This is a genomic window from Citrobacter sp. Cb028, from assembly GCF_030336705.1.
GTDB classification, from domain to species: Bacteria; Pseudomonadota; Gammaproteobacteria; order Enterobacterales; family Enterobacteriaceae; genus Citrobacter; species Citrobacter braakii.
Genome location: NZ_JAOWCZ010000031.1, coordinates 257761 through 282983, shown reverse-complemented (window position 1 = coordinate 282983; position 25223 = coordinate 257761). Strand labels below are relative to the sequence as shown.

General features: G+C 36.2%; 23 protein-coding genes and 1 pseudogene. 14 read left to right on the top strand and 10 right to left on the bottom strand.

What is annotated here, in order from left to right:
- The first annotated feature begins 18 nt into the window (after nt 1-18).
- The 12 genes from OGV75_RS08825 to OGV75_RS08770 all read left to right on the top strand — a co-directional run bounded on the left by OGV75_RS08825 (nt 19) and on the right by OGV75_RS08770 (nt 12469).
- Nucleotides 19-1197, top strand: a complete 1179-nt coding sequence (locus OGV75_RS08825; protein ID WP_049282623.1) for a fimbrial protein — start codon at nt 19-21, stop codon at nt 1195-1197.
- 67 nt (nt 1198-1264) lie between these two features.
- The gene (locus tag OGV75_RS08820) at nt 1265-2452 is read left to right on the top strand and encodes an HD-GYP domain-containing protein (protein ID WP_286480563.1); all 1188 of its coding nucleotides are present in this window, start codon (nt 1265-1267) and stop codon (nt 2450-2452) included.
- Between the two features lie 69 nt (nt 2453-2521).
- Complete coding sequence (locus OGV75_RS08815) at nt 2522-3298, top strand: winged helix-turn-helix domain-containing protein (RefSeq protein WP_046274815.1); 777 nt, start codon at nt 2522-2524, stop codon at nt 3296-3298.
- Nucleotides 3295-3768, top strand: coding sequence for a FidL-like protein (locus OGV75_RS08810; RefSeq protein WP_080859140.1), 474 nt, complete (start codon nt 3295-3297; stop codon nt 3766-3768). The genes OGV75_RS08815 and OGV75_RS08810 overlap by 4 nt, the downstream gene beginning before the upstream one ends.
- Before the next feature lie 108 nt (nt 3769-3876).
- On the top strand, nt 3877-4467 hold the full coding sequence (locus tag OGV75_RS08805) for a Crp/Fnr family transcriptional regulator (RefSeq protein WP_230675870.1): 591 nt from the start codon (nt 3877-3879) through the stop codon (nt 4465-4467).
- Nucleotides 4468-4604: 137 nt separating this feature from the next.
- The gene (locus OGV75_RS08800) at nt 4605-5210 is read left to right on the top strand and encodes a hypothetical protein (RefSeq protein ID WP_286480562.1); all 606 of its coding nucleotides are present in this window, start codon (nt 4605-4607) and stop codon (nt 5208-5210) included.
- A 721-nt stretch (nt 5211-5931) separates the two neighbouring features.
- Nucleotides 5932-7578 carry an ATP-dependent nuclease gene (locus tag OGV75_RS08795; RefSeq protein ID WP_286480561.1) on the top strand — a complete coding sequence of 549 codons (1647 nt, stop codon included), beginning with the start codon at nt 5932-5934 and terminating at the stop codon, nt 7576-7578.
- Nucleotides 7571-8719, top strand: a complete 1149-nt coding sequence (locus OGV75_RS08790) for a UvrD-helicase domain-containing protein (protein WP_001037485.1) — start codon at nt 7571-7573, stop codon at nt 8717-8719. Before OGV75_RS08795 ends, OGV75_RS08790 begins: the two co-directional genes overlap by 8 nt.
- Nucleotides 8720-8744: 25 nt before the next feature.
- Nucleotides 8745-9830, top strand: a complete 1086-nt coding sequence (locus tag OGV75_RS08785; protein ID WP_286480560.1) for a hypothetical protein — start codon at nt 8745-8747, stop codon at nt 9828-9830.
- A gap of 262 nt (nt 9831-10092) precedes the next feature.
- Nucleotides 10093-10467, top strand: a complete 375-nt coding sequence (locus OGV75_RS08780) for a hypothetical protein (protein ID WP_194379648.1) — start codon at nt 10093-10095, stop codon at nt 10465-10467.
- Entirely contained in the window at nt 10464-11651 is a 1188-nt protein-coding gene (locus tag OGV75_RS08775; RefSeq protein ID WP_194379647.1) for a relaxase/mobilization nuclease domain-containing protein, read from the top strand. The genes OGV75_RS08780 and OGV75_RS08775 overlap by 4 nt, the downstream gene beginning before the upstream one ends.
- A 239-nt stretch (nt 11652-11890) precedes the next feature.
- Complete coding sequence (locus tag OGV75_RS08770) at nt 11891-12469, top strand: DUF4755 domain-containing protein (protein WP_194379646.1); 579 nt, start codon at nt 11891-11893, stop codon at nt 12467-12469.
- Nucleotides 12470-12520: 51 nt separating this feature from the next.
- Here the strand turns inward: OGV75_RS08770 and OGV75_RS08765 are convergent, their stop codons facing one another.
- The 5 genes from OGV75_RS08765 to OGV75_RS08745 all read right to left on the bottom strand — a co-directional run bounded on the left by OGV75_RS08765 (nt 12521) and on the right by OGV75_RS08745 (nt 17643).
- A complete protein-coding gene (locus tag OGV75_RS08765) occupies nt 12521-12940 on the bottom strand; it encodes a hypothetical protein (RefSeq protein ID WP_286480558.1) in 420 nt (139 codons plus the stop codon).
- A 91-nt stretch (nt 12941-13031) separates the two neighbouring features.
- Entirely contained in the window at nt 13032-13433 is a 402-nt protein-coding gene (locus OGV75_RS08760; protein ID WP_194379644.1) for a hypothetical protein, read from the bottom strand.
- Nucleotides 13434-13441: 8 nt separating this feature from the next.
- Nucleotides 13442-15298, bottom strand: coding sequence for a DNA-binding protein (locus tag OGV75_RS08755; protein ID WP_286480557.1), 1857 nt, complete (start codon nt 15296-15298; stop codon nt 13442-13444).
- On the bottom strand, nt 15240-16574 hold the full coding sequence (locus OGV75_RS08750) for a site-specific integrase (protein WP_194379642.1): 1335 nt from the start codon (nt 16572-16574) through the stop codon (nt 15240-15242). Before OGV75_RS08750 ends, OGV75_RS08755 begins: the two co-directional genes overlap by 59 nt.
- The gene (locus OGV75_RS08745) at nt 16567-17643 is read right to left on the bottom strand and encodes a tyrosine-type recombinase/integrase (RefSeq protein ID WP_286480556.1); all 1077 of its coding nucleotides are present in this window, start codon (nt 17641-17643) and stop codon (nt 16567-16569) included. Before OGV75_RS08745 ends, OGV75_RS08750 begins: the two co-directional genes overlap by 8 nt.
- Before the next feature lie 597 nt (nt 17644-18240).
- Between OGV75_RS08745 and OGV75_RS08740 the strand changes: the two genes are divergently transcribed.
- Nucleotides 18241-18813, top strand: a complete 573-nt coding sequence (locus OGV75_RS08740; protein WP_194379640.1) for a hypothetical protein — start codon at nt 18241-18243, stop codon at nt 18811-18813.
- A 180-nt stretch (nt 18814-18993) separates the two neighbouring features.
- A complete protein-coding gene (locus tag OGV75_RS08735) occupies nt 18994-19440 on the top strand; it encodes a hypothetical protein (protein ID WP_194379639.1) in 447 nt (148 codons plus the stop codon).
- On the opposite strand, the gene OGV75_RS08730 is transcribed toward OGV75_RS08735, so the two are convergent.
- From OGV75_RS08730 to OGV75_RS08710, 5 genes and pseudogenes are all read right to left on the bottom strand, one after another.
- A complete protein-coding gene (locus OGV75_RS08730) occupies nt 19409-19615 on the bottom strand; it encodes a hypothetical protein (RefSeq protein ID WP_145961730.1) in 207 nt (68 codons plus the stop codon). The genes OGV75_RS08735 and OGV75_RS08730 overlap by 32 nt on opposite strands.
- Before the next feature lie 5 nt (nt 19616-19620).
- A pseudogene (locus OGV75_RS08725) lies at nt 19621-20222 on the bottom strand (hypothetical protein).
- A gap of 265 nt (nt 20223-20487) precedes the next feature.
- Nucleotides 20488-22506: an antiviral reverse transcriptase Drt3b gene (drt3b, locus tag OGV75_RS08720; protein ID WP_286480554.1), complete on the bottom strand. Its 2019-nt coding sequence runs from the start codon at nt 22504-22506 to the stop codon at nt 20488-20490.
- On the bottom strand, nt 22503-23765 hold the full coding sequence (gene drt3a / locus OGV75_RS08715; protein ID WP_194379636.1) for an antiviral reverse transcriptase Drt3a: 1263 nt from the start codon (nt 23763-23765) through the stop codon (nt 22503-22505). Before drt3a ends, drt3b begins: the two co-directional genes overlap by 4 nt.
- Entirely contained in the window at nt 23762-25222 is a 1461-nt protein-coding gene (locus OGV75_RS08710) for a tyrosine-type recombinase/integrase (protein WP_286480575.1), read from the bottom strand. Before OGV75_RS08710 ends, drt3a begins: the two co-directional genes overlap by 4 nt.
- Nucleotide 25223: the final 1 nt, after the last annotated feature.

Sequence of the window (25223 nt, the reverse complement as noted above, 5' to 3'; positions counted from 1 at the left end):
CAGCTAACAGAATCAATCATGAAAAAATTATTTTATTTTATGGTTACGGCCATAATACTGACCGCAATCCCAATATTATCTGCACAAGCACAGTCGCAGGCTCAGTCTCGCGGTGTAACAGGCGATACCTGCCGTAATTCCGGTATACTTTTTACCAGCGTCGCAGAATCGGATAAGTCGCTAAATCTTTCATCGGCTTTCGTGAATTCAAACGTCGTTGAATATTCCTATACCACCAGTTGGTCGGGTAGTATGACCTGTACTTACGGGAATATTGGGATCGGTGGTCTGGCGCAAGACCACTTATATTATTTTACCGGTTTCAACGGTTCTCCTGTTTATTTGAATTTCAACAGTGCGGATGGTGAAAGTAGCTACTGGATAAAATTAACGTCCACCATTAGTGGCGATACCAAAGTGACTGTCAGCGGTATCGTGGGCATTCACTCTCTGTCATATCAGACACAATATACGCTACGAGCAGAATTAATGTCGGCTCCGCCTGTGGGCATGGAAAGCTATACCAAAACCACAACCAGCGGCGCACTGTCGGTCATACCTGCGGTGATGAGCGGTACCGGAAGCGGCTCCAGCTCCCCATTCCTTTCCAGCAAAACATATGCTTATCGCGCCTGGTCCAATATGATGTCTGAAACCGCACGCAAAAGCTGGAATACCGATTATTTTATTGCTTATGAGAAGCTGACGATTCAGTTTGAGCCAAAAGAAACAACCTGCAATATGACGCGAGACATGAGCGTGAAATTACCCCCTGCTCCGTTTAGCGTCCTGAAAAAAAATGGAAAGGCAGCTGGTGCCGATTTCACGATCCCGCTGAAGTGCGGCAACCTGGCCGGAATTAAAACGTCTACCCGCAATGTTAAGGCCTGGTTATCCAGCAATGATTTAGTCAGTTCAGATACCAGCTACCAGATAATGGTCAACGATGAAACCACAGCAGGAGGGGTAGGTATTGCCATTCGTAGCCGGATGTTTATGGGTGACTATGATGAGGTGCAAATATCCAGTAGCAATAATATGGAACATGCCTCACAAATATTAGATATCGCTAAAGATGATGATATAAGCAATACGCAATACATTTATCTTCATGCTTATTACAAAGTTTATAACGCATCAGCATTATCAACCGGTAGCGTGGTGGCGACTGCGCAGATAATGTTTGGCTACGATTAACCCCCTATTTTACTGTGGCCCAGACGGGCTACAGTAAGTTTTTAATTTAATTCTCTTAAAGGATTTTATGAAAATATCTGTTCAAACCGTGCTTGATCTTCTGCACAGCATTATGCACCCGCTTTCTCCTGAACTGGTGCATCATTTGCAACGCACGGGTCTCATTTGCTGGTATCTCGGGAATCGAGCCGGTTTTGACAGTGCAGCCATCAATAACGCCTGGCTTGCGGGTATGTTGCACAATATCGGGGCGCTGAGCAAAGTGCATCCCTTCAGTGGCGCCCATGGTAAAGCCTTTATTGAAGAGCATGGACGGCTTGGCGCCTCAATGATGTCCGGCGTACGTTTTTTACAGCCAGTGACCGCAATTCTTGAAACGCGCCACGCGGATGCCTTGGGTTACACGCAGAATACAATGCTAAATACCTGGCATCTGGTGCATCTGGCCGATGAGTTTGAGCTGTGGCTGCGCGGGATTGAAGGTGACTATGTGGCCCAACGGAATAATATTGTTTCCGGTTTTCTGGCCAGTAGCCCACTATGGCCATCGTGCCTGGTCGAGGCGCTACAGGATGCCAGCCATGAGGATGGTTTCTGGTTTCGCCTGAGTTCGCCCTCATTACAACAGGTGCTGCGCGTTATCAGCCCGCTCAATGATGTGGTGCTGGATCACCATGATTTTCTGGAGGTCTGCCTGCTGATTTCGAATATCGTCGATAAATACAGCAGCTTTACGCAGACTCACAGTACCAGCGTGGCTCACGTGGCGGCGAAGCTTGCGGAGCTGTACGGCTGCGATCGCTACACCCAGGATAAAATCCGCATCGCGGGGTACCTGCACGATATTGGCAAGCTGGGTATTCCACTGGAAATCCTCGAGAAGCAGGGAAAGCTGGAGCCGGACGAGTATGCGCAAATGAAGCGCCACAGCTATAAGACGCTGGAGATGCTACACCCTATTGAAGAGCTGGGTGAAATCGTACACTGGGCGGCAAGACATCATGAACGCCTCGACGGCAGCGGCTACCCTTTTCGTCTGGGTGCGGCTGCGCTGGATATCCCTTCGCGTATTATTGCTGTGGCTGATGTTTTCACCGCGATGATCGAGAACCGCCCCTATCGTCAGGGGATGTCCAGCGAAAAAGCATTGATTATTCTGGAGGAAGAGGCGTCAAATTTTCGTCTGGATCGGGACATTGTCGATCTGCTAAGCCATAATATTGCAGTGCTCAGACCTTTGGTTGCGATGTACTAAGCCAGGCATAACCCGAAATCGCAGCCGCGCAGAATGCATATTCTATAAATTTACCGAAAGAAAACGCGAATGAAATATTTGATAGCCAATAGAGTCATTTACGATAGCGAGAGCGGGGAACTTGTGGTCAAGGAACCCGGAAACGAGCAAAGTAAAAGGCTAACAAATACCGCTAACCGTATTCTTTCGTTGCTGATTGCGTCGCCAGGCCGGGTACTTGAACGTGATTATCTTCTGGATAAAGTCTGGGAGGAAGCGGGCCATCCGGGTTCCAGTTCATCGCTGAGCCAGTACATTAGTATCCTCAGAAAAACATTAACGTCCTTAATATTCATTGAGGAAATTATTGTAGCCGTACCCAAGGTGGGCTTTTACTTCTCACCGGAAATCGCCGTCGAACTGCAGAATGATGAGGAAAGGGTGAGTACCACACCTCTTCCGGTATCCCTGCGTAAGGCGGCAACGAAGGATAAAAAAAATCTCTGGCTGATCGCGGCTATCGCGTTTTTGCTGCTGGCCAATCTGTGGATACTCAGCCAGAAACAGGAATCACCGCGTTTTGCAGCGGAATACAGCATTGGTGAAATCGGGAGCTGCAAATTTACTGCCTATGAAGATTTATCGGAGGAAGTTGACCCTCAGGTCATGAATATTATCCGTCAGCTACAGCCTGAACTTGAGCAAAAGTGTGCCCGGAAACCCGCGCAGATTATGGTTTATTTTCAACCCAGCGTTCTTTACGGTAGCCATGGTCGGTTTTTCTACTCTTATTGTCCAACAGATAAGGCAACAGCAAAAATTGTCTATTGTGAGAACCATTACGCTTTTAACTGGAAATTAAAATGAAGCTGATGACAACCTTAGTGCTGGCAGCGGTCGCGTTGATTTGTCTGTTAACATGGCAACTAAACCTGCGATCGGGTGTTTATTTTGACGAACGCTGCTTTGCTAATGCCACCTATGTTGACGCTTCGGATAACGCTCTCTTATTCAAAGGGAATATCACGTTTGAATTTAACAAGAACGAAACGGGCGTATTTAATCTTTCGGGCAATATTGACTATCAGGGGCGTCAATATCGATTGTCGCGTTATATAACATTTACCTATCATAACGTCAGCGGCAACCAGTATCGCATGAATACGACGACCAAAGATATCATGGCTCACGATAATGTGCCGGAAGACATTACCCTGCTGACAACAAAAATATTTGGGATGGAAGGGGAATACGTTATCTCCTTAGACAAAAAAGACAATAACTATATTACGATTGCAAATACCTTATCACCCTTAATGAACTGTGTGATTCAATAACAGGGATAGTGTTATACATTCACTATGAAAAGAAATAATTGTGTCAATTGTAAAGAGTGCGGTTTTGCAGAACTGTGCTCTGCCTATCTTTTCAGGCAGAAAGATCCATTGTTTATCCGCAATCTGGAGACAAAAAAGAAGATTGCCAGAGGTGAATATATTTATCGTCGGGGAGAGAAAATAGACGAGCTGTATGCCCTACGTAGCGGGGCCGCTAAGGTTTACGATACGCGCGGGCAACTGATGGGGATCGTTTTGCCAGGACAGGTGATGGGCGTGGAAGAGTTACACATCGGGTACAGTCAGCAGGATATTCAGGCCGCAACGGAAATAGAAGTTTGCGTACTGAGAAGCGATCATTTCTACGAAATGAGCCAGCTGATGCCAGGATTTACAGATTTTATTGTCAGGATCCTGTCACGTTCGGCGCAGGAAAAACAGCAATTTATTTCAGTATTGACCAAAAGTGATACCTTGCAGAAGGTTCAATATTTCCTGCAACTGTTGTCTCGCACTTATAAAGAGTATGGCTTTGAGCATCACAATCTTGAGTTACCGATCAGTAAGAAAGAACTGGCCCAGGTTCTGGGCATTTCGATATCCACCTTGTCGCGTGCCCTGGATAGCCTGAAGGATCAGGGGATTATTTCCATGCTAAATAAAAAAGAGATAACGCTAATGATGTCAGACAAAAAATAGCGTCTGAATGAGGATGTTCTTGTCATTTCTTAGTTTCATCTCAAAAAAAACAGTAAATCATTTATTGTCCAGTGTATCCCTTTGAGGAAAGCACCGGACTCATTTTTCTTAAAAACAAAGAGTTAAGGTTTTTCCCAATGTCGTTTGTCGTATTCTCTGATGATATTTTTTTTACCCGGTCTGCGGGAGGGCTGATGCCAATAGATAGCCTGCGCGAAGAGAACTTATGTATTATTGATATTGAATCTTTCTTCAGCTTGCATGATATTAAACATCGTGTTTGCAATGAACTGACCGACGGCTATTCTATCATTTTTGTAAAAGGCCGAGGGATGTTATCAAAGGTGCTCTCATCACTGGAGGGTATCTCCAGAACCGCCTCTGTAACGGAGTTTATCCGGTATATTAATGAAGGCCGAAGATATACTTTCTATCATATACTCACCATACTTGATTCTTTGCGGGAGCTACGTAACCTTACCCATACCGAGATTTCCGTAGCCTGTGCGTTACGCCGACAAATAAATATTAATGCCACATCCCAACTTCTGCACTGCTCAACGAAAGCAGTGTATCAGCGGGTATCAGCCTTGGCTCAGAAAATGAACCTCAGATACGGTACCCAAATCCAGTATTTCTTGTACCGCGAATATACCATTGAGGAACTCCAGCAGATAGATTGCATGAAACATCGTCCTGATACCGGTGTATTCCAGAATAATGGATCGACCCCACATCTGTAAGCAGATTCGATCCTCACGACGAGGCCTGTCTAATGGCCTCCTTACTGAGGTATCGCCCCGGTTGTCGTACAGGTTGAATCACCACGGATTTAACAGACACCTCAGAGTCATTTATGGACTTATCTTTGTCGCCAGGCTTCATCATTTCTACCGCTTTAAACAAAAGTAGCTTTCCCTCTTGTTTTCCTGCCATAAAGACTCCGTTATCATGCACCTTATGCAGTCATGAACATCAAGGTAGGTTACTCTGTATATGCCCATATTTTACCCAGGTATAGGTTGGCAAGGCACACTTTAACCCACCTTTAAATGTAGGATTTCATGATATTCGATGAGACAACGTGAAACTTAATGATAACCACAAAAATCACTAACTCATTAAAAATTAAGAAAATGGACATCATAAACCGATGAGTACAATAGAAAACTTAGACTCCCACACCCCCATGATGCAGCAGTATCTATGATTCAAATGTAATCAATTGATTGATAATCATAAATATAAAAAATAGATTGCCTAGTTTACCTATGGGCTACATAAAAAATAAGTGCATCTTACATTATTGAAATTGAAATAATTTATACCTGGAAATAAAGAGGATAAACGTTAACATATAAATGCTTGTTAGATCATTGATTAGTAATGTGAAGCTTGCAGTAACATCCTGTTTTTGTTAGAAGTTAGATAATTATTACCATCAACAAACCTTCGAGCAAAACAATGAAAATAAAGCGATTAAAAGTAATAAACTTTAAAAAGTTCAAATATCAAGATTTCGAATTTAATGATGATGTAAATATTATAGTAGGTGATAATAACTCAGGAAAAAGCTCCATATTAGAGGCTATTGACATAGTTCTTAACTGTTGCTATCGAGGCAAACCTCTAACAAATGCTTCTTTAGCAGACATAATGAATTTAGAATCAATAAATGACTACTTGAAAAGTGATAAGAGTCATAACAACCTACCACTGATTAAAATTGAAGCATTCATTGATGGAGTTCCTGAATACAGAGGGAATATAAATTCAGAAAATTCAGATACCCAAGGTGTGAGCATTACTTTTACATTCGATATGGAGCTGCTCAACATATACAATAAATTCCTTAATGAAAACAAAGATAATATTTCAAGCATCCCAATTGAGTTTTATAAAATTGATTGGTTGAGTTTTTCCAATGAGAGAATCAGGCAAATCAGTAAACCATTTAAATCTCTTTTTATAGATCCAACAAGATTACATCCTACTTATGGTAAAAACCAATATATATCTAACATATTAAACTCAGTACTTAGTAGAGAAGAACAAGCTGTACTGGGTATAAAATATCGACAACTGAAAGAAAGTTTCAATGATGATGATAATGTAAAACATATTAACAGCGACCTTGATATAACAAATGACATTTCAGATAAGAACATGAAAATTGTTGCTGATATATCAGGAAACACTAATTTGGAAGCAAACCTTCAATTATCACTTGATGGTATAACTTTACCCTTTATTGGAAAGGGTGAACAACATAAAGTACAAATTAAGCTTGCAATGCAAAATAAAGCTAATGATGTTAATATTATTTTGATTGAGGAACCAGAAAACCACCTCTCTCATATGAATCTATCATCATTAGTTAACTTTATTGAAAAAAAACATGAAGGTAAACAACTATTTATTAGTACGCACAGTTCATTTGTTATGAACAAATTAAGCCTCAACAAAATTTGTCTACTCGGTAATGGTTATAAAAAACTTGATAAAATAGACTCTGGTACAGTTAAAAACCTTAAAAGACTACCTGGATACGATACGCTCAGAGCAGTATTATCAGCCAAAATAATTCTTGTTGAAGGTCCATCTGATGAGTTGATTCTCAAAAAATATTATTTAGAACAATATGGTAAATTACCCGAAGAAAACGGGATTGACATAATTGTAGTGAGGGGAATCGGATTCAAAAACTATTTGGAAATAGTAAAACACATTGAGATAAAAACAAATGTTATGAAAGATAATGACGGTGATTATAAAAAAAATGTCGATTCATACAATAAATGTTATGCCGATTACAATTATATTAAATTTTACTCTCCTACAGATATTCTTCAATACTCTCTTGAACCAATGCTTATAGAAACCAATAGAGAGAAGCTTGATGATTATGCAAAAATTACGTTATCTACTAAAACATTTAATATTTATGATAAATTAACAACACTTGATGAAAAAATTGCTTTTTTGAAAACATGGTATAACGGAGATGATGGTGCAGGTAAGAAAAAAGTAGATTCCGCAATCAGAATATTTGACTCTGAGGATAGCATTCTTTACCCACATTTTTTCAAGGATGTTTTCAATCATGAATAAATTAATTAGCGCATGTGCAGGTGCAGGAAAAACCCACCGCATTGTTAGTGAGGCTATTCAAGCCATTGACAAAGGAGAACGTATTTTAATCATTACATATACAATAAATAACCAAAAAGAAATTTATGAAAAATATAAATCATTGGGTGGTAATGATTACAAGAACTTTAAAGTAAAAGGTTTATTCACTTTCCTCCTTGAAGATATTATCCGTCCATACCAAAATGTAATATTCAAAGAGCGAATAGAGTCCTTAATTTTCAATGAAAGAGATCCTCATAAAATAGGCAATAGAACGATCTTCGGCAGAAAAGAGATTTTAGATAACGGTGAGACAAACCCTTTACATTTTCTAACTCAAAATGGAAATAAGGCTCATTCCACATATTTATCAAAATTAGCAAAGCGGATAATTACAAAAACTAAAAACGCCCCTATAAAGAGACTTGAGTACATTTACAACAAACTTTATTTTGATGAAGTACAAGATTTAGTTGGTTGGGATTATGAAATAATCGATGCAATTTCAAAGTCAAAAAAAATATCTCTTACATGCGTAGGTGATTTTCGCCAAACAATTTACCAAACAGCAATAACGACTAAAAAGCCCTTATCGACGATAGAAAAAAAACAGTTTTACATTGATAAGAATTTTGAAATGGAAGACATTTCATTGTGTAGACGTTCAATATTAGAAATTTGTGAATTATCAGATACGGTGCACTCCAATATGGGTTTTTCCCCCACCACTTCTAATGTTAAAGTCAATGACCCTAACATTATGAATCATATTGGAGCTTTCGCTGTGAAAGACTCAGATGTTAATAATTATATTACCAGGTTTAACCCTGTTTTATTAAGATCAAAAGTAACAAGCGGCAAGAAATATGCGATTGAATCATTACAGAAATTCACATATGGCAAAGCTAAGGGGCTTGGTTTCGACCGAGTGTTAATTCTTCCTACTAAAGAGTACATTAGCTTTCTTTGTGGAGAAAGGGATGTTTTTAACGATCAAAAAACAGAATCGTCCAAAAACAAATTATATGTAGCCTTAACACGAGCACGTTATAGTGTTGCAATAATTTATCCTGATGTTATTCCTAAAAACTGTCCGCTTAAGATATGGACTCCAGAATAATTTATAAAGTTTATTGAGGATTAAAATGACGAATTATATATATTCGAAGAAATTTTGGGACGATAAGGACTTCATACATCAAGTTCAGCAAGAGAACAATGAATTGGAGTTGCTAATAGTTTGTGATGTTGAGTCAAACTTTTCTTTTTCCTCTGCCGAAGCCCATCGATTAATATCCCTTGGTTCTTCAACAGTTAATATGGACAGTCTTTCTGTAGCGCATTTAAAAATTAATTTTGAAAACAAAAAAATACTTAGAAATATACGCTTGAACGAAATAATATTAAAGAGCTATGGCTCTCGGCAAACACCAGGTCCTGAGAAATACCAGCTACAGATAGCATATTCTCTTTTCAATTGTCAGGGAAAAATTACAAGCATAATTAAGAAAAATGAGACAACTGATTCCGAAACCAAAACCCTGATGACCAGTATTAAGATAAAGGAAATTATTGGCCAATTTTCGGAGGATCTGATTGAATTAATAAAAATAGTTTTCTCATCACACTATTTTAACATTACAATAGTCCCTTCGACATATAACCAATATATGAGGAATGGAGCTAATTATTTACGATTAGTCCAGAAAACAGAAGGTGTTCCCACTCCCACACCTCTTCATCCAAATAACGAGGGTTTTATTAAAAGTTTTAAGAAAAGAATAACCCAATTGTCAAAGATTAATAAAAAATATCGTGATTTATTTGTTCTATTTGATTACGGCTTGCATCTCGAAAAAATGGGTTTATTTAACGACGCTTATATAGCCTATTATAAAATTATTGAATCCTGTTTCAAAGAAGCTAATTTCCTGAAACATTGGGATGAATTAAACCAGAGACCGAGGAAATACATAGAAGGTTATACAAAAATAATACCATCAATGAATCAAAAAATGATGATGTTTACATTATATGAAATGTTCTCATCCGCAAGTAATGTTGAGGAAGATAAATTTATACCAATCGAAAATTTTTTGAATGTTGCAGAAATAAGAAACAAACTATCTCATACGGCATCGATTACCATTCCCACTGAATTATATTCTTTATGTAGAGTCGTTTCGTATTCGATGTTAGATCTTACATGTTTCCATGCGAACAAAAATTAAAGAGAATACATAAGCAAGGGCTAACTTATCGAAGCTACGCTTCTAAAGTTGACCTTGCTTTTTCGCCCTTCGGTTGAAAAAGAACATCAAAACCTAAAAACCATAATGCAAAAACACATCTGAAAATGTTGTATTATTTCAGCAAAAGCTTCGTTTTTATTCAACCTAAATTACCTGTATACATTGACATTTTTCTTTTGTGCAATATAAATATTCTATGCATAAGGAATATGCTTCGGATAAAAACACGAATGGAGTTCGTATGGAAAATACTTTTAATAATGCATATAAAAAAGAATTACCTCAAAATTTGTTGAGAACACATTGCGTCAGTGTTCGTTTGAATCAAACTGAGCTACAGCTTCTCAACACAAAACGCGGTGATAAAAGCAAAGGAGAGTGGCTTCGCTTAGCTTCTCTGGATAAGCTTCCCTTGTCCATTCCTGCCATCAACATAAAAGCATGGAAATCATTAGCTGAAATATCTCAGAAACTGAATAAGCTCGTCATGCACCTTGACAATAAAAGCAAAGGAAGCTCACTAACACAGACAGAAATCTTTGCTGTGAAGCGCCAGATTTCTGAGCTTCGCATGAATCTTGTCAGTGCAGATCTATGGGGAGAGAAATATGAATGAAGGGGATGCAGAAGATAAAGCGAGGTAAGAGCTTTGCTGGCGTAGTACTTTATGCATTGCGATCCGCTTCTCATCACAAAGTTGCTCCAGTTGTTATAGGTGGCAATATGATGGGGAGCTTCGCTAAAGAGCTAGTAGCTGAGTTTGATGCTACAAAAAGGCTTCGCTCAGATGTTGCAAAACCAGTGTGGCACAATTCGCTTCGTTTGCCGAGGAACGAGACATTAACTGATGCTCAGTGGTCTGGAATAGCAGATGACTACATGACAAGAATGGGGTTCTCTGAAACGCATCTCAGATGCTACGTCTTACATGACGACGAAGACGGCCAGCACATCCACATAATCGCCAGCAGAGTTTCTCTTGATGCAGGGAGGCTCTACCTCGGCAGGAACGAGAACCTCATCAGCACTCGTGTCATTCAACAGCTAGAAAGAGACTACCATCTAACCAAAACGAAAAGTCCTGATGATCATAACCCCTCTGCTTCACCTAAGAAGCGTAAAAAATTACGTAATGAAGCAATGCTGGAAGACAGAACCGGAGAGAAATGCGCAAAGACGATCATACAAGAAGCTATAGATACACTACTCACAAGCCAGATTTCAGAAGACGAGTTTGTGCAGCAGCTTGCAGCTCAGAAGATAAAAGCTGTTCCTAACAGAGCGTCAACAGGGAAGATGAATGGTTTTTCCTTTGAGTACGCCAACATTTCATTCAAGGCATCCCAATTAGGTAAAAAGTATTCATGGAAGAACTTAGAGCCGTTCATCATCATTGCCCCCCTTGCCGTAGATGATAGAAAAGCTTCCATTGCCTTCAATGCAACCAACCCAGAAGAAATTATCAAGATAGTGAAAGCTGACGCCGTAAGTTTTTTTGGTGGTATAGATGCAGAAAACACCCTGCTTCCTTTATCTGTCTTGCCTGTAGTAGATGATATCTATCAAGAGAAAGTTAAAACCACATGTAAAAGCTATGTGGACGTAGCGATGCGATGGATAGAAACCATTCCTTTTATAGACACGATAGTCATCACCCTCAAAAAACTACGTAATCCATTGTTAAGGGCGTTTAAACAGCCTCCGAAGATTTTTTCTGCTTCACTACTTCATATAGAGCTGCCATCCCTTCCATCTGTTGAAAAATCCGTGAAAACGAACATTTTTAGACTGAAAATTTAGCATAAATCAACTTAAAAACCCCTATGCTGCTGATTTCATGACAAAATAATTGATCGTTATAATCGATCGATAAATCTATCATGATAGCCATAGGCTATCAAAATGCAAAATATCGATCGGTACAAATGATTTGATAACTTTATAGCTTTGTACAAAATGTACTTTGAAGAAACTATCGGCTAATAGATTGATTTTACTAGCCTATTTTCAATATCGTTATATCATACAGGAACAAACGTATGAAATACTTCATGATGAAGCGTGTTCTGGTAGCAATCTTTCTTCCTATTGTCGTTGCTTATTTCGGTGGGGCTAAAGTAATGACTGTATATTGGGTCCCCCTGTTTTTCATCAGTGCGATGCTTATGGCTACAGCATATGGTAAATATGTTGTCAGAAAGAATAACTCTGCAACAGTCAATTACCTTAATGACAATAATAATGGGATCTATCTTCATAAATTCAATGATTGTGAAATCCGGTTAGACACAAATAAAAAAGAGGTTTTCCTTAAAAATAGCGAAGGAGAAAATACATATTCTTTTGAGGAAATTAAAGAGTGGAGCTACAACATTACCTATGGTGGTGAAGTTGCAGGTGCTGGATTAAGCAGTATCAGAGAGAACAGTAAAACATTAAGTCAAAACATCGCTGATACAGGTCTCTTTATCCGCGTAAAAGACGTTCGTAAACCAGAATGGCATATCCGGTTCTATCCTCGTAATGATTCTTTTAACTCTCGTAAGGGCATTAACGATCTCAAAACACAACTTAATCAATGGATGGAAATCTTTGACCAGAATTTGAATGCTGCATGAAATCAAAACACATCTTGCTTAAAACAGAGCCTATATCGAAGTAGATTCTGTTTAAGCATTTTTGTTATAGTTAGCTATATAGTTTACATTCCTATCTCTTAATGATTTTGCTAACACGGAACGATCATATTTTCTTTTTTCGTTAATGAAAAGCCTTTCACTATTTGTTTTGTTATTCAAAATAAAGTGAATAAGAAGACTGCACATTCTTCTTATTTTATCAGAATCGACCACTCTATTTTCTATATTATTTATGAAGCAGTAATAAGAGGTAAGCATAAAAGATAAAACGACATCTCTATTAGCTAACTCTATATTATCTATGTCATTTTTATACTTTATATAAAATCCAACACAAAATAGATAAGATTTATCTATTATATCAGATTCTGACAGCCCAGACTCTTCGAGCTTTTTAATGAAGCGTTCAAAGAGTATTAGAAAACGTTCCATGCTATTCAGTTTTTCCATAATTTGCATCCTTGCAATTGTTAACGTCCGTATTTCTGTTTATAAAATTAGCATAATATTTAATCATGTCAATAGCTAAAAACTATCAGTATTATCTTTTTATAATTGGAAAATTTTCTTCAATTTCGTGTTCTTTAATCCCTTTGAGATAACAAGAGTACTGTAGCTTAGCTATATTCTCTTGCAGTATATTGTTCAAGTTAGACAGTTCTGCAACTTTGATTTCTAATTTATCAATCTTTTCGTAGGCTTTTTTAATGCTGGATGGTTTGTCAACGAGATCAACTTTCTGCCTGATAGCCTTCTTTTTAGCCATGAATAAATTTACGATTTCTTTGTGTGTATATAAGGATTGCCTTGTTGGGGTTTTCCCGATCTTTCTTGATACTTTTTTGCATAAGTTGTCCCAAGTTAGCTTGTCGCCTTTCATGTTCCACTCGGTGATTGAATAAAGAATATAATCGATATCTCTTCTACTTAAATGCTTTGCCATACTCCCTCCTATTTTTTATTGAGTTTTTCTTTATATTTAAGATGTAGTTCTAACCATTGTTCTGCACCATACACTCCATCGTTCTTATCCTGTTCAGTTCTATATACCAGCTTGTCTACAAGCTCGGTCAGCTCGGTGCTGCCGCTACCTGTTGTGTCATCTAAGCCAGAGAACCTGGAGCAAGGTTTAATAGAGTAGTGATGTAGGCAATAGCCCTGTTCTGTAGCAAGCACAGCTCCATGCACATCAGGATCAAGGTTCGAGTCAGAGATCCCACTATCAGTTCCTAAGAAAGGCTCAATGGTACTTTGCTTCTGTTCGCTTATGTCAATGGCATACCCCTTCATGTGTTCTTCGGAAACATGGTTGTAATCTCTATTGCTTGTAATCCTATTACGCCCAGACCATCTTGCGATATCAAAATCATTCATCCCGCCAAGATATGCGAACGTATTAAGTAAATGCCTTGCCTGATGGCTATATACAATCAATGGTTTGCCATCTCTATCAAAAAAACCATGTCTTTCGAATATATTTGGTCCTCCTTTCTTTTTGTGTCCAATTTCCAACATGAGACTATTAGCTGAATATTTATGAATCTGCCACAAATTAGTTTGTGTATTTTCGGTAAGTTGATGACCATTAACAATACATAGGGCATTGGAATATTTAATTCCTTTTTCCCTATCGAAATATGGGAAATCTGGTGGCGGTGAATCATGGATGGTTTGGAATAGAGTTCTCAGTGTATAGGAGTACTTTTTACCCAAGAATGTTTCTTTATCATTTAATAACAAAGATTCTATTTTGGCTTTATAACCATGTTTCCATTTTACATTAACATCATAGCCTAAAGCTTTATATACCTGAGCACTTGTTAGAAGTTGTTCTTCATCTACATCTGGACAAGTAGGCAGTCTAAAAACTGATGATTTGTTTTCATGCCATAACGCGATGGCTCTTGCGTTCGCTGATAGTCTCCTGAGTCTTGCCACTGCTTTTTGAGCTACGGGAACCATTATCGAAGGTATCCATTTAATGTCTGCCCCATACCCTTTTCCAGAATAAAAGCGAAGCCCATAATGCTCGGCACCACCTTTATCCTGTTCTACAATCTCACAATCGGCCGGTAAAGCAAGGATTTCTGAAATTCTACTCGGAGCACACATCAAAAGAGCGAAAACAGAACTTACATACTGATCCTTTTCACTTAGTTCCGAATCTTCTTTTGCAAAAATACTTGCTAATGCTTCAATGGCAGATAAATTTGATAATTTCCCATTTTCTCCAATTACCTCAGAAAGCGGTTTATAACTTTCGACCTGTTTTAATTTTAAAGGAGACACCCATCCTATAAAAAATTCTCTGACTAATTTCTTTTCAACCAAGAATATAGAAAACCTTTCTAATACTTTTGATAGTTTGCATACAGAGTATTCTGAAAAATTTTTTTTCATTATATTTAAAGCCAAATCAAAAACCATAGTATCACAATTAGTTATACATGCACTGCCCTTTAATTTGATTAATGATGCTTCGATGCATTTTAAAACAACCATCTCTCGTTGAAATTTCTTCTTCCTTGTTAGACCTCTTTGATAAATAATGTAAGACTTCGCAAAGTCAACAAACTCCAAATTCATTGCATTTCCATCTTCCCAATGTTTGGTTTTTAGTTTGGTGAATGTGCCCAACTTATACCAAATATTTTCATCCCAGGTATGCATTCTTTTTTGATGGTTAAATTGCTGTTTACAAAATAATATGAATTGTTCTAAATTTTTCTCCTGCTCATCATTAGTTGGTTTAAATATTAAGACTGTCATTCCCCCTCCTATTCCATGCTTTAAAATGTTGGCAACCATCACAGTTTCTATTATTTTTATTTTCTTTTTTTATGTCCATTGTAAGGGCTTTTTGTAATAAATCCCCTTGGTATCCTCTTTTACCAAGAAATACATCGGATATATCTGTTAGATAACGTTCTACTGCTTTGTCTATAACATTGACGTTATCAGATAAGTTTTTAATATAATAACCTGCACTGGTATCAGACGAATGATCCATTGCGAAAGCAATTGTGCTTAAGCTCCCTCCACTTCTGGCTAATAACGTCCCGAATGTATAGCGAAACCTTACTGGATGAATTTTCAATAATTCCCCTGTTCTTGGGGAATACATTTTTAATTTCTTAGCAAAATCTTTTAACCAAAATCGAGCCTGACCTGTATTGATATGTAAAAAATCACATTGTAGGTACTTAGAGAAATCTATTTCATCTGAAACTTTACATAATTGAGGGATTGAAAGAAATATAGGTAAATCGTCGAAAAACTTCTCATTTAAATCTTCAGTAATAATTTCTTTAACTTTGTTTATATTATGAATTATTACTTTCATTAAATGTTGCCAGATATCCTCTGTAATTTCTATTTCTCTGAATGCCCCCCTGAACACATTATTCTTTTGCTTTGCTCTCGGTATTCTTAAAAAGTATCCTCTTTCATTCTTTATAACATCTCGGTGTTTTAATGACATGATTTGAATCGGTCTTCTTCCACTTAGTAGTAAAATCCTTGTGAAAATATAACAATATTCACTTACTATGCCTTGCTTTATACCTGTTTCAAGTCCATCTACAATCATTTTAATTTCCAGATCATTAAATGGACCTAATTTGGGGTCTCTTCTTTTAACTACATCTCCATGAATACTTGTAGGGATAGTTATCACTTTTAAATATTCATAAGCATTGTCATCTATTCCAAAATAACCAAGTTCTTTCCATTTAATTATAAAGCGCTTAAACATTATGAATTTTCCGTAATCTTTTCTCTGCAAATCGCTATATGCAGTAATAAGCTCATGTTCACTGAAAGTTCTAACATTATAACCAAACATAATAGCTTTTATTTTAACAATAAATGAGCTTACTGACTCTGGTTTGTGTATCTGTGCAAAATAAGCAAGAGTATGAATGAAACCTTCATGATAATTTTTTTCTAGAAAACCATCCATAAATGATAAGTTAATTATTACATTCCTTTTTAGATTCCATAATTTTTCCCTGAGATCAAACTCATACCCTGCCATACTATATCTTATATTAAATTCTTCTTTAAGTATTGTCTGATTAATCATATTCAATCACCTCAAATATTTTAAACATCCTGTTTTGCATAGCTTTTTGGATTTGGATACAGATCTCTTTTGTGAATCTTTGATTGTACACTTTCGATATATTTGTGTTGGGAACCCATCCCATAATATAAGATCGAATTAACTCTTCATTTATGTTTCCATTTTCTATAGCCGCATTCCTTACCTCTTTAGAAAATTCATAGTTCCAAGTGTGCCTAAGCTTATGTCCTGAAAAATTCTTTGGTAAGCTGTCAATCTCTTTTATTCGCTCGAATAACTTCTCATACGCCGCCATTGTCAACGGTAAACCTCTATTCAGCGAACTACCCTGATTAACGAACAGAAAATCATGTTTGTGCTTCTTTATGTTATTTTGTCGTTCACTTTGTATATAAAAATAGATCTTACTTTCCAGCCACTCCGACATGTAAATGTTTCTATTCAAAGTTTTAACAAGCGGCTGCTTGATCCTGTTATCTGTTAAATCATCGGGACGGCGAATTATTTTGATTACCCTGTTTTCAAGATCTATATCTCGCAAACGAATATTCAATAGCTCACCTGCTCGCACACCTAACATGTACAGCATGATTACTATTAATTCGTTCCTTGTGCGAACTGTCTTTGAAAACGGATTTTGAGCAGAGGATGATTTTATTGCAGAAAAAAGTCGCCTCTTTTGGTGATCATCAAGAGATTTTGACTCTGAGGTATAATAGTCATCATCATAACAAAGTTTCGGTTTTTTGCTGTCCAGCGTTCTTATGAATACATTTTGTTTTTTTACTTCCACTTTCTTATCATATAAAAGATAGTTAGAAAGCCATGTGAAATACCTGCTAATCCAATTTATCCTGTTATACTTAGTTTTTACACTTATTGGTTGCCTTCTTCCATGTGTAATTTTTACAACTTTTTTTGTGGTATGGTTTAAACCTAAATAGTAGACCAATTCATCTATCTCATGAGTAGTCAGGAATTCTAATCCCATTATCCTTTCTATTATGTCTATATTCTTCAGATTTAAATAATCATTCAATAACAATAAGGTCCTGATTACTGCTTCCATCGTCTTTACTGAGTGAGTTCGGTTTCTCACCTCTACTGTTATATACATGTTTTCGTAATATCTCGGTATGTTAGTCGCCCTATCAAATAACAAACAATACCTCTCACCGTTCTCAAACATGAAATTCTTTACATAAAAATTACTCACAATACCCCCTTTTTTTTTTACTTTTTATTCTCTAACTATGGTTGCAATTTAACTCTCTTTAATTTTGACTATTTTTTCCAATCCTAAATAAATCATAAATATATGGAACATTTGTCTTTTTTTGCAAATTTTTTACAATTTCATTTAATAGTAGAACTAAGCTCTGTTATGTTTACTGCCTTTTCATTTTAATTACGAGCGAGCAGTAGAAAATAATACCTTTAATAGCTAATGTAAAAAATAATGTAAATAATTCGAGATAAGCCCTGGAAATAGTTTACAAAATTGTTGGTTAAAACATTACATGATGAAATGTATGCAGTACAAATTTATTTTCAGAAAAACAAAAAAAATATTAACACTCCTTTATCAGTAGCTATCTCTATGGAAATAAAAGCGTGATACAATGTTCTTCTGGTTTGCAAATACATTTGCTAAGGAAGGTTCACCATGAATAGAGTATTGAAAACATTCGTCATTGGATTGCCACTTATTGGTGTTTTTTACGGAATATATTTCGGATACTTTCCTAATGCACCGGATATGCAAAGGAAGGATGATATCATAGGAACCTGGAGATCATTCGATTCATATTCATATGCTGACCAAGGAATTATAGTAAGTTCGAAGTTAAAGACATCTTATTTCTCAAACGGAAAGTACAATGTGAGCGGCGAAATGTCTTATAGATCCGATAAAATAAATAATGATAATTTGTTCGTATCCTATAGAGTTAATGGTGCAGGCGAATGGCAGATCAATGATAAAGAGTTAGTTATCTCTCTCAACAATTTGAAATCAAATCCTGATAAAATCATTTATAATGGAGAAAAAATAGATCTTGATAATTTATCTCTTCTTGAAAAACTCACAAACAAAAAGTTTCCTGCTGTAGAAGACATGCTTGCGAAAGGGGCAAGCCAATCGTATAGAATCATCATTGATAACCACAATTACAAAAAACTCGATGTGATAAATCCCTTTGGAAATAATTTTAACATGGAAATGTATAGAGAGAAGTAGGCCTATGCATAAAACACGGCCAGTGTTCTATTGGTAGTGTTTTTCCGCCCCCACCTAACCATATAGTTTGTTTCATTGATTATAAAATTCTCATGGGATATAAAGTTAATTACATACGTTGACTTTAGATTTATTTCACTATAGATATTAGTAAATACCATATATTTATAGAGGTGCCATATGAATAAAATAAAAATACTGTTTTTCAATGAAAATGATGATATTGATGAAACAGAGTTTTTCCAATCCAAGAATGATCACGATGATGAGTTATTTCGTGAATATAGAGAATTTTTATTCAGAGATGTAAATAATAATATTTACAGGAGAAAAATAAAGATACCTATAGCATCCTTAATTAAAGAAAATACGATTGTCGATTTTGTTGAAAAAAATAACTGTGTAATGCTTTCTTTTAATAACGAACACTCAAAAGAAAATGATATTATAGATGAAGCAGATAACTATTATAGAAAATCGGGAAATATTCGCCGTCTGTTGTCTCCAGGTGAAAACAATGGGAGGCTATGTGATATAGATCTCCCATTAGAAATTTTAAAAGACCAATGTAAAGGTTATATCCGAGTTTCTTTAACTACTCAGGGCGATAGTGAGGGTTTAGTTTAACTAATTCATCTTCTGCTTTTTGCAGTGTTTCAAATGGTCCAATTTCGTCTGTTGGATCATTTTTATTAACAAGGAAATATTCATATTCATCCTTATCTTTTATATTACTCTTTTTCTTAAGCCTCTTATCGATATAGTATTCTTTTGACTTACTTTTGTATGAGCCTGTTTTCATTTTTTCTACATTCCTTTCAAGTTAAGGGCTGATTCAATAGTTTGCTTTTCCAATGCAGCATTTGAGCTTTTAATTAAGTAATTTAAAACCTCATTAAACAATTCATTCCATTTATTTCTTTCATCGACATTTATCCAATCCAGAAAGAGAGCTTCCTCAATAGAAATCCAGTTTACTTCTGCATCAGATAGAAGTTGTCTGAAATCATCATCAGGGATAGTCAGTGCATGTGATATAATTTTGTTTGCAGAACCACTATTGTTGGTCATTTGCCAGAAGGGTTGAGGTTCAGTGAAATCACTCAATGAGGTAAAAGTTAAACCTCTAATCTGAGCTGCGTGCATAGTGTTTTTGACCTTATGCTCATCGCGCCAAACACGCAGATCCCCAAGAAGGTAGTTTACTTTCTGGTTTCTAGCCTTGCTGTCTCTGATTGGTATTGTATGTATGGCGGCCCATCACCATTTTGCCTATATCTTGCCAGAGTTTTGACACTGACACCAAGATAAAGGGCTGCCAGCTCAGCATTAAGAGTAGCCTCCTCAGGCATATCGCTAAACAGTCGCCAAACTTCACTAAGATCTCGCAACACCTCTATGTAATGCATAGCAACTCCTTCAGAAGCTCCTTTCACTAACCATTTCTACTTTAGAATTTTATATAGCAAAAAGCCAGCTCGAAAGCTGGCTATGCACTAAAAGAGAATGACTCAACATCAGGTGTGTAGCACTAAAGTACCTCAACTAATATTTAAGTGTAGTGTTGCGCACTTCACATAAAAACTAGCGAATTCCACTACGAATAGTGGTTTGCCAATACAGGCTTGGCAAGAGTAATATTGTCAACCCTTAAAGCACAATAATAATAACATCTCAATAAGCAGTTCTCAACTCTTTTCTTTCAAGTAAATTGAGCATGTTGTTCTGCTCCCATTTGACAAACCAATACTTAGTTAAAAGATAAGATAAATCACTTTCAATCTCATCCTGCTGGCGTTGAAGAGAAAACTTACTTAGAAATTTTTTATACCATTTCTCTCTAAAATGTAGGGAAATATACTTACAACTCATGCAGTCCAAAAATAAGTGAACCAGTTCTGAGTCTTTCTCCAGATCAAATGAAGCATCAAACTTCTTATCAATTATACATTCAACTGCTTTCCTATTTTCTTGATATACATTGTGATCTTTATAATAATACAGCAAACTTATAATGAAGAAATAGTTATAATTATTTACATTACTTAGAGCTTCTTTTATTTGCATTTCATCCATGAGATAATTTTCACCAAAGTCGCTTGTGGCAAGTATAACATTCATCTTCTCGATTGATGTAAATCCTTCTCTAAGCTCTACATTATTTTTAGAAAATCTCATATTTCTCAATTCTGTCATTATCATATCTTTAAATTTATCAAGAAATATTTCTGACTCTTTGATAAAGAATTTCTGTACAATAGCTATTGATTTAGCTAATCTGTTTGATGATGAAACGCTTGGTTTAATGTTATGGAAGAAAAACATAATTTTCATCACTATAATGATTGCTTCATAGAATTCGCTTAACGACTCTTTGTCATCTTCTGCTTTATATAGTTCAACCAGTCTTCTTATTCTTTTAGCAAAAGCAGAAATCAAATATGGTGCAACATTTTCATAGCCATCATTGCTTTCGCTGCATCTTGACTTAATCAGGTCAAGTATACTTTTAATTAACTTTTCGGATCTATAAATATAATTAACCTTTGACTGTACTTCATCTTCATTACATTTTCGTAATCTATCAGAAAATATCTTTTCGTCGAAAAATTTCAGTATTTTTTTCGCTTCAATAACCATTTCAGATTTACTTGTTAAAAATGGTCTTTCTATTTTGCTGAGTTTTTTATCGCCTAAGTATAAGTTATATTTAGCAAGCTCATCACTAATGACACCATATACATGCTGAGCTATATCTTGATTTACAGCAAATATAAAATAGTCATCCACATACCTTAAAACTTCATAATGGATTTTGCATGTACACCCGTACACTTCCTTAAGTTTTATTATTATGTTTCTATCAATGCTCTGGAATATCAACTCTGCAAATACTCTGCTAAATTCAGCACCGATAGGTATACCATTTGTTTCATTGTTATTACTCCTTTGAATTATTTTATCTAATTCCTCTGAAAACTGCTTGCCCTTATTCAAATTAGTTTTGACGAATTCTTTATTCTTTATTGCCCAGCTTATTGTATGTGTGTAGATGCTATCAAAACAGTTCGCGATATCTAATGACCACATTGTGTTAAATTTCTTTTCTAACGCAATATAATCCTCACTTTCAAAAAGTTTAAATATTCGATCATATCCTTTATAGGCAAAATAGGAAGAAGCATGTTTACTCCAAAGTTCCTTTTCAAGGGTTTCAATATTTACACTTTTATAATTCACATCTTTATAATTTTCATCTTTTAAATAAAATGAATTAGCAATCTTCACTGGTGCTCTAATTGAAAACTCGCTTTTTTGGCAGAGGGCAGTAATAACACTGCCAAACTGATTGTAAAACTCAATATAATTGTATTGTGAACGAGGATGAATTAAGGATAATGTTCTTAGCTTAGTTTCATCTTTGAATATTTTATATTTCAATGGATAGGTTTGTTCTATTTGCTTCTTTGCTCTTTCCGCATCGTTAGATAATTTTTCGTCATTTTTAGGTGAAACTAGTTTTTTGAAGAATATATCTACAGGATTGAATTGAGATGTATTTTGATCGCTTATATGGGCGTTAATATATAAACCATCATTTGTGAATATTATGGGAGTATCTGAAGGGGATGTATCAGTTAACAGTGCTCTCCGATAATCCTTCTTATCTAATTTAATAGTTTTTATTTTCACTTCCAGATCCTCGTTATAGTTTTCATTCGGTTTAGACTATATTTTTTGTGTATTTTTGCATTAAAACCTCTTTCAAAACTTATTCCTAATAAGATTTTTTTTTGCTCTTTCGTTAATGTCAGAGCCTTTGATAGTCTACCTCCAGAACCAAGCAGAAGTCCTCTTAGGTAATTATCTACGCTTTTTAACGATTCATTATTGTTGACCAGGGCGTAGTTATAAAAAATGCCTGTTGGTATTTTCCTGTTTTTATCTTTGTTTATTAAAGACCTGTTGGTAGATAAAAAGGTTATTCTATCAAACAAAATATCAAAATCGCCATTCTTAATAAAGTTATAGAATGATTTACAAATCCTAGTCTTTATCCTTTTTATTTTTTTATCACTTATATCAATTTTTATTTTCCGGTATATAGAGTTTGCTTTACCAGCCGATGATGATCCATCTGGATTCGGGGGAATGTGCGTATCGATGACCGTAATTTTATACCCCAGATAATCAAACTTGGCTGCAATAGAACCATTTATATCTTGCGGAGAATGAGTCCTTTTGTTTATCTTAATTACTTGAGTCTTAACATCATTAGCAGTCAATCCAGCGGGAAAGCTATCTTTAACTTTATTTAACATACTAACTTCATCTATTTTATGATCGGTAATAATTAATATATCGTCCACAAACCTCTTATATAAAAAAACCTCATTCATTTTTCTTATTATTATGTCGAATTCTTGCATGTAGATATCTGATAAAATTGAACTTAATTCAATGCCTCTTGGCAATCCGCTATTTCCATTTTGAATATGCTCATTTAAAATAAGTCTAATAAGGTTTTTTGAATGACAAGAAAGTGAGTGATCGTGATTTATTCTTTCCAAAAGTACATCTATATCAATTGATTCATAAAAAGATTTAATATCAATTAAAAATATTTTACTTTTAACACCTTCCTGCACATAGGAAATAAGATTTCGCACAATTTCTGTTCGATGACATTTTTCAATCTCAATATTATTACAAACATTTGAATGCAACCGCCTTAACACTAACTTCCAAGGTAAGTCGTTTACATAATAAACTGTCTTACCATTAGAAATTGTTTCACTAATTGCCGGGGATAATAATTTATGGGCAACATCATAAGCATCCGAAACTTCTTTTTCTAAGTACTCATCATTATTGAGCTGATCATATTTATAGAAATCACTTTTTTTTATTGCCCTTGATAATGAATATTTATCAAAACTCTGCCCCTTCATACTTTCCCCTTGAGAATTGGTGGATACTTGGATGACGCTAATAATGAATTATATAACTCAGGTGAAGTCAACAACATATTTAATTCTATACGTTGTAGTGCTTCATAAACACGATCTTGATCTGGGTTTGCGTATCGCTCTGTAGGATCAGTAGTGTTTCGATGGTTAAGCAATTTTTTAACAACCGCGTAAGAGGTGAGTTCTTCAGCTACACGACCAAAAGTTCTTCGAAGATCATGCATACCTAACTTCACTATCCCTGCCTCTTGGCACAGGTTTTCGCGTAAACTTTTACTATCGGAATAGTGTCCAATCTTGCTTCGTGATGAACGAGCCGGAAAAACCCATTTGCGTTTATCTGCTCGCTTTTCGTTATCGTTGACGATATCTCTTCGATCTTCCAGAATACGCTTTGTCGCATCGCAGATTGGCAGTTCATGGTCATTACGGTTTTTGGTGTCGAAGAATCGAATCATTCGGTTTTCAAGATCAACATAACTGGTCGTTCTTGCTTCTTCTTCAGTCAGAACCTCACGCCAGCATAGCGAAGCAGTTTCTTCTTTCCTCGCACCTAACAGAACCGTCAGTAGAAGATAATCACAACCCAAGCGATTGAAGCTTCTTTTGTTATGTAATGCAGTCAGAAACCTACCTAATGTGTCTTTTGGGGAAAGTGGGTTTCGAACACCTTTCGCTTTGTAGCTGTCTTCCAGTTCTGATCGAGTCCTGAATTTCTTCTGCACTTTCAGGATAGAGAATGGATTGTATGACAGTGATGGTTGTCGTTGCTGTGTTTGAGCATTACCAGCTTCGATTTCAATCGCATGTTTGACCGCAACGTTGGCCCACCTGAATGTCTGCTCCGCTGCTGTTCTGGCTCTTGAAGCAATTTCATCAAACTTACGAAGGATGTCATTACCAGTGAGATCCTTCACTCGTAAAGCTTCCCACTCTTTCAGACGATTTTCTGCTTTGTCCAACACTAACAGTGTGTTTGGTTTGGCTGGTTTAGACCTGCCAAGAAGGTGTTGACGATATTGAGCAAACACTTCACTGATAGTGAGTTCAGAAGCCTCTGTTTCTCGTTTAATCCTATTCGGATTCCTTTTGGTGGCGATCATGGTCTGAACCAATTGCCTGGCAGCTTCACGAGCTTGATCGATACTCTGAAAATCAGAAACATTCCCTACTTTCACTTTTAAGACCGAACTCGGTTTCTTACCTTCTTTCACATCACGAGTACCAGAAGACACTCTTCTCTGGATTACATAGGTTTTTTTCGTCAAACTTACCTTTACACCAAAACCTACCGGCGAATCACGGTGATCGTCAAAAACGATGTATGGTTTCTGTTGGGGATTAGGTTCGAAAACAACTTTCCCAGAGCTATTGAGTTCTGGCTTAACATGGACACTTAACTTGTTGATAATAAAAGACTGAGTGAGAGTTGTTTTCAAA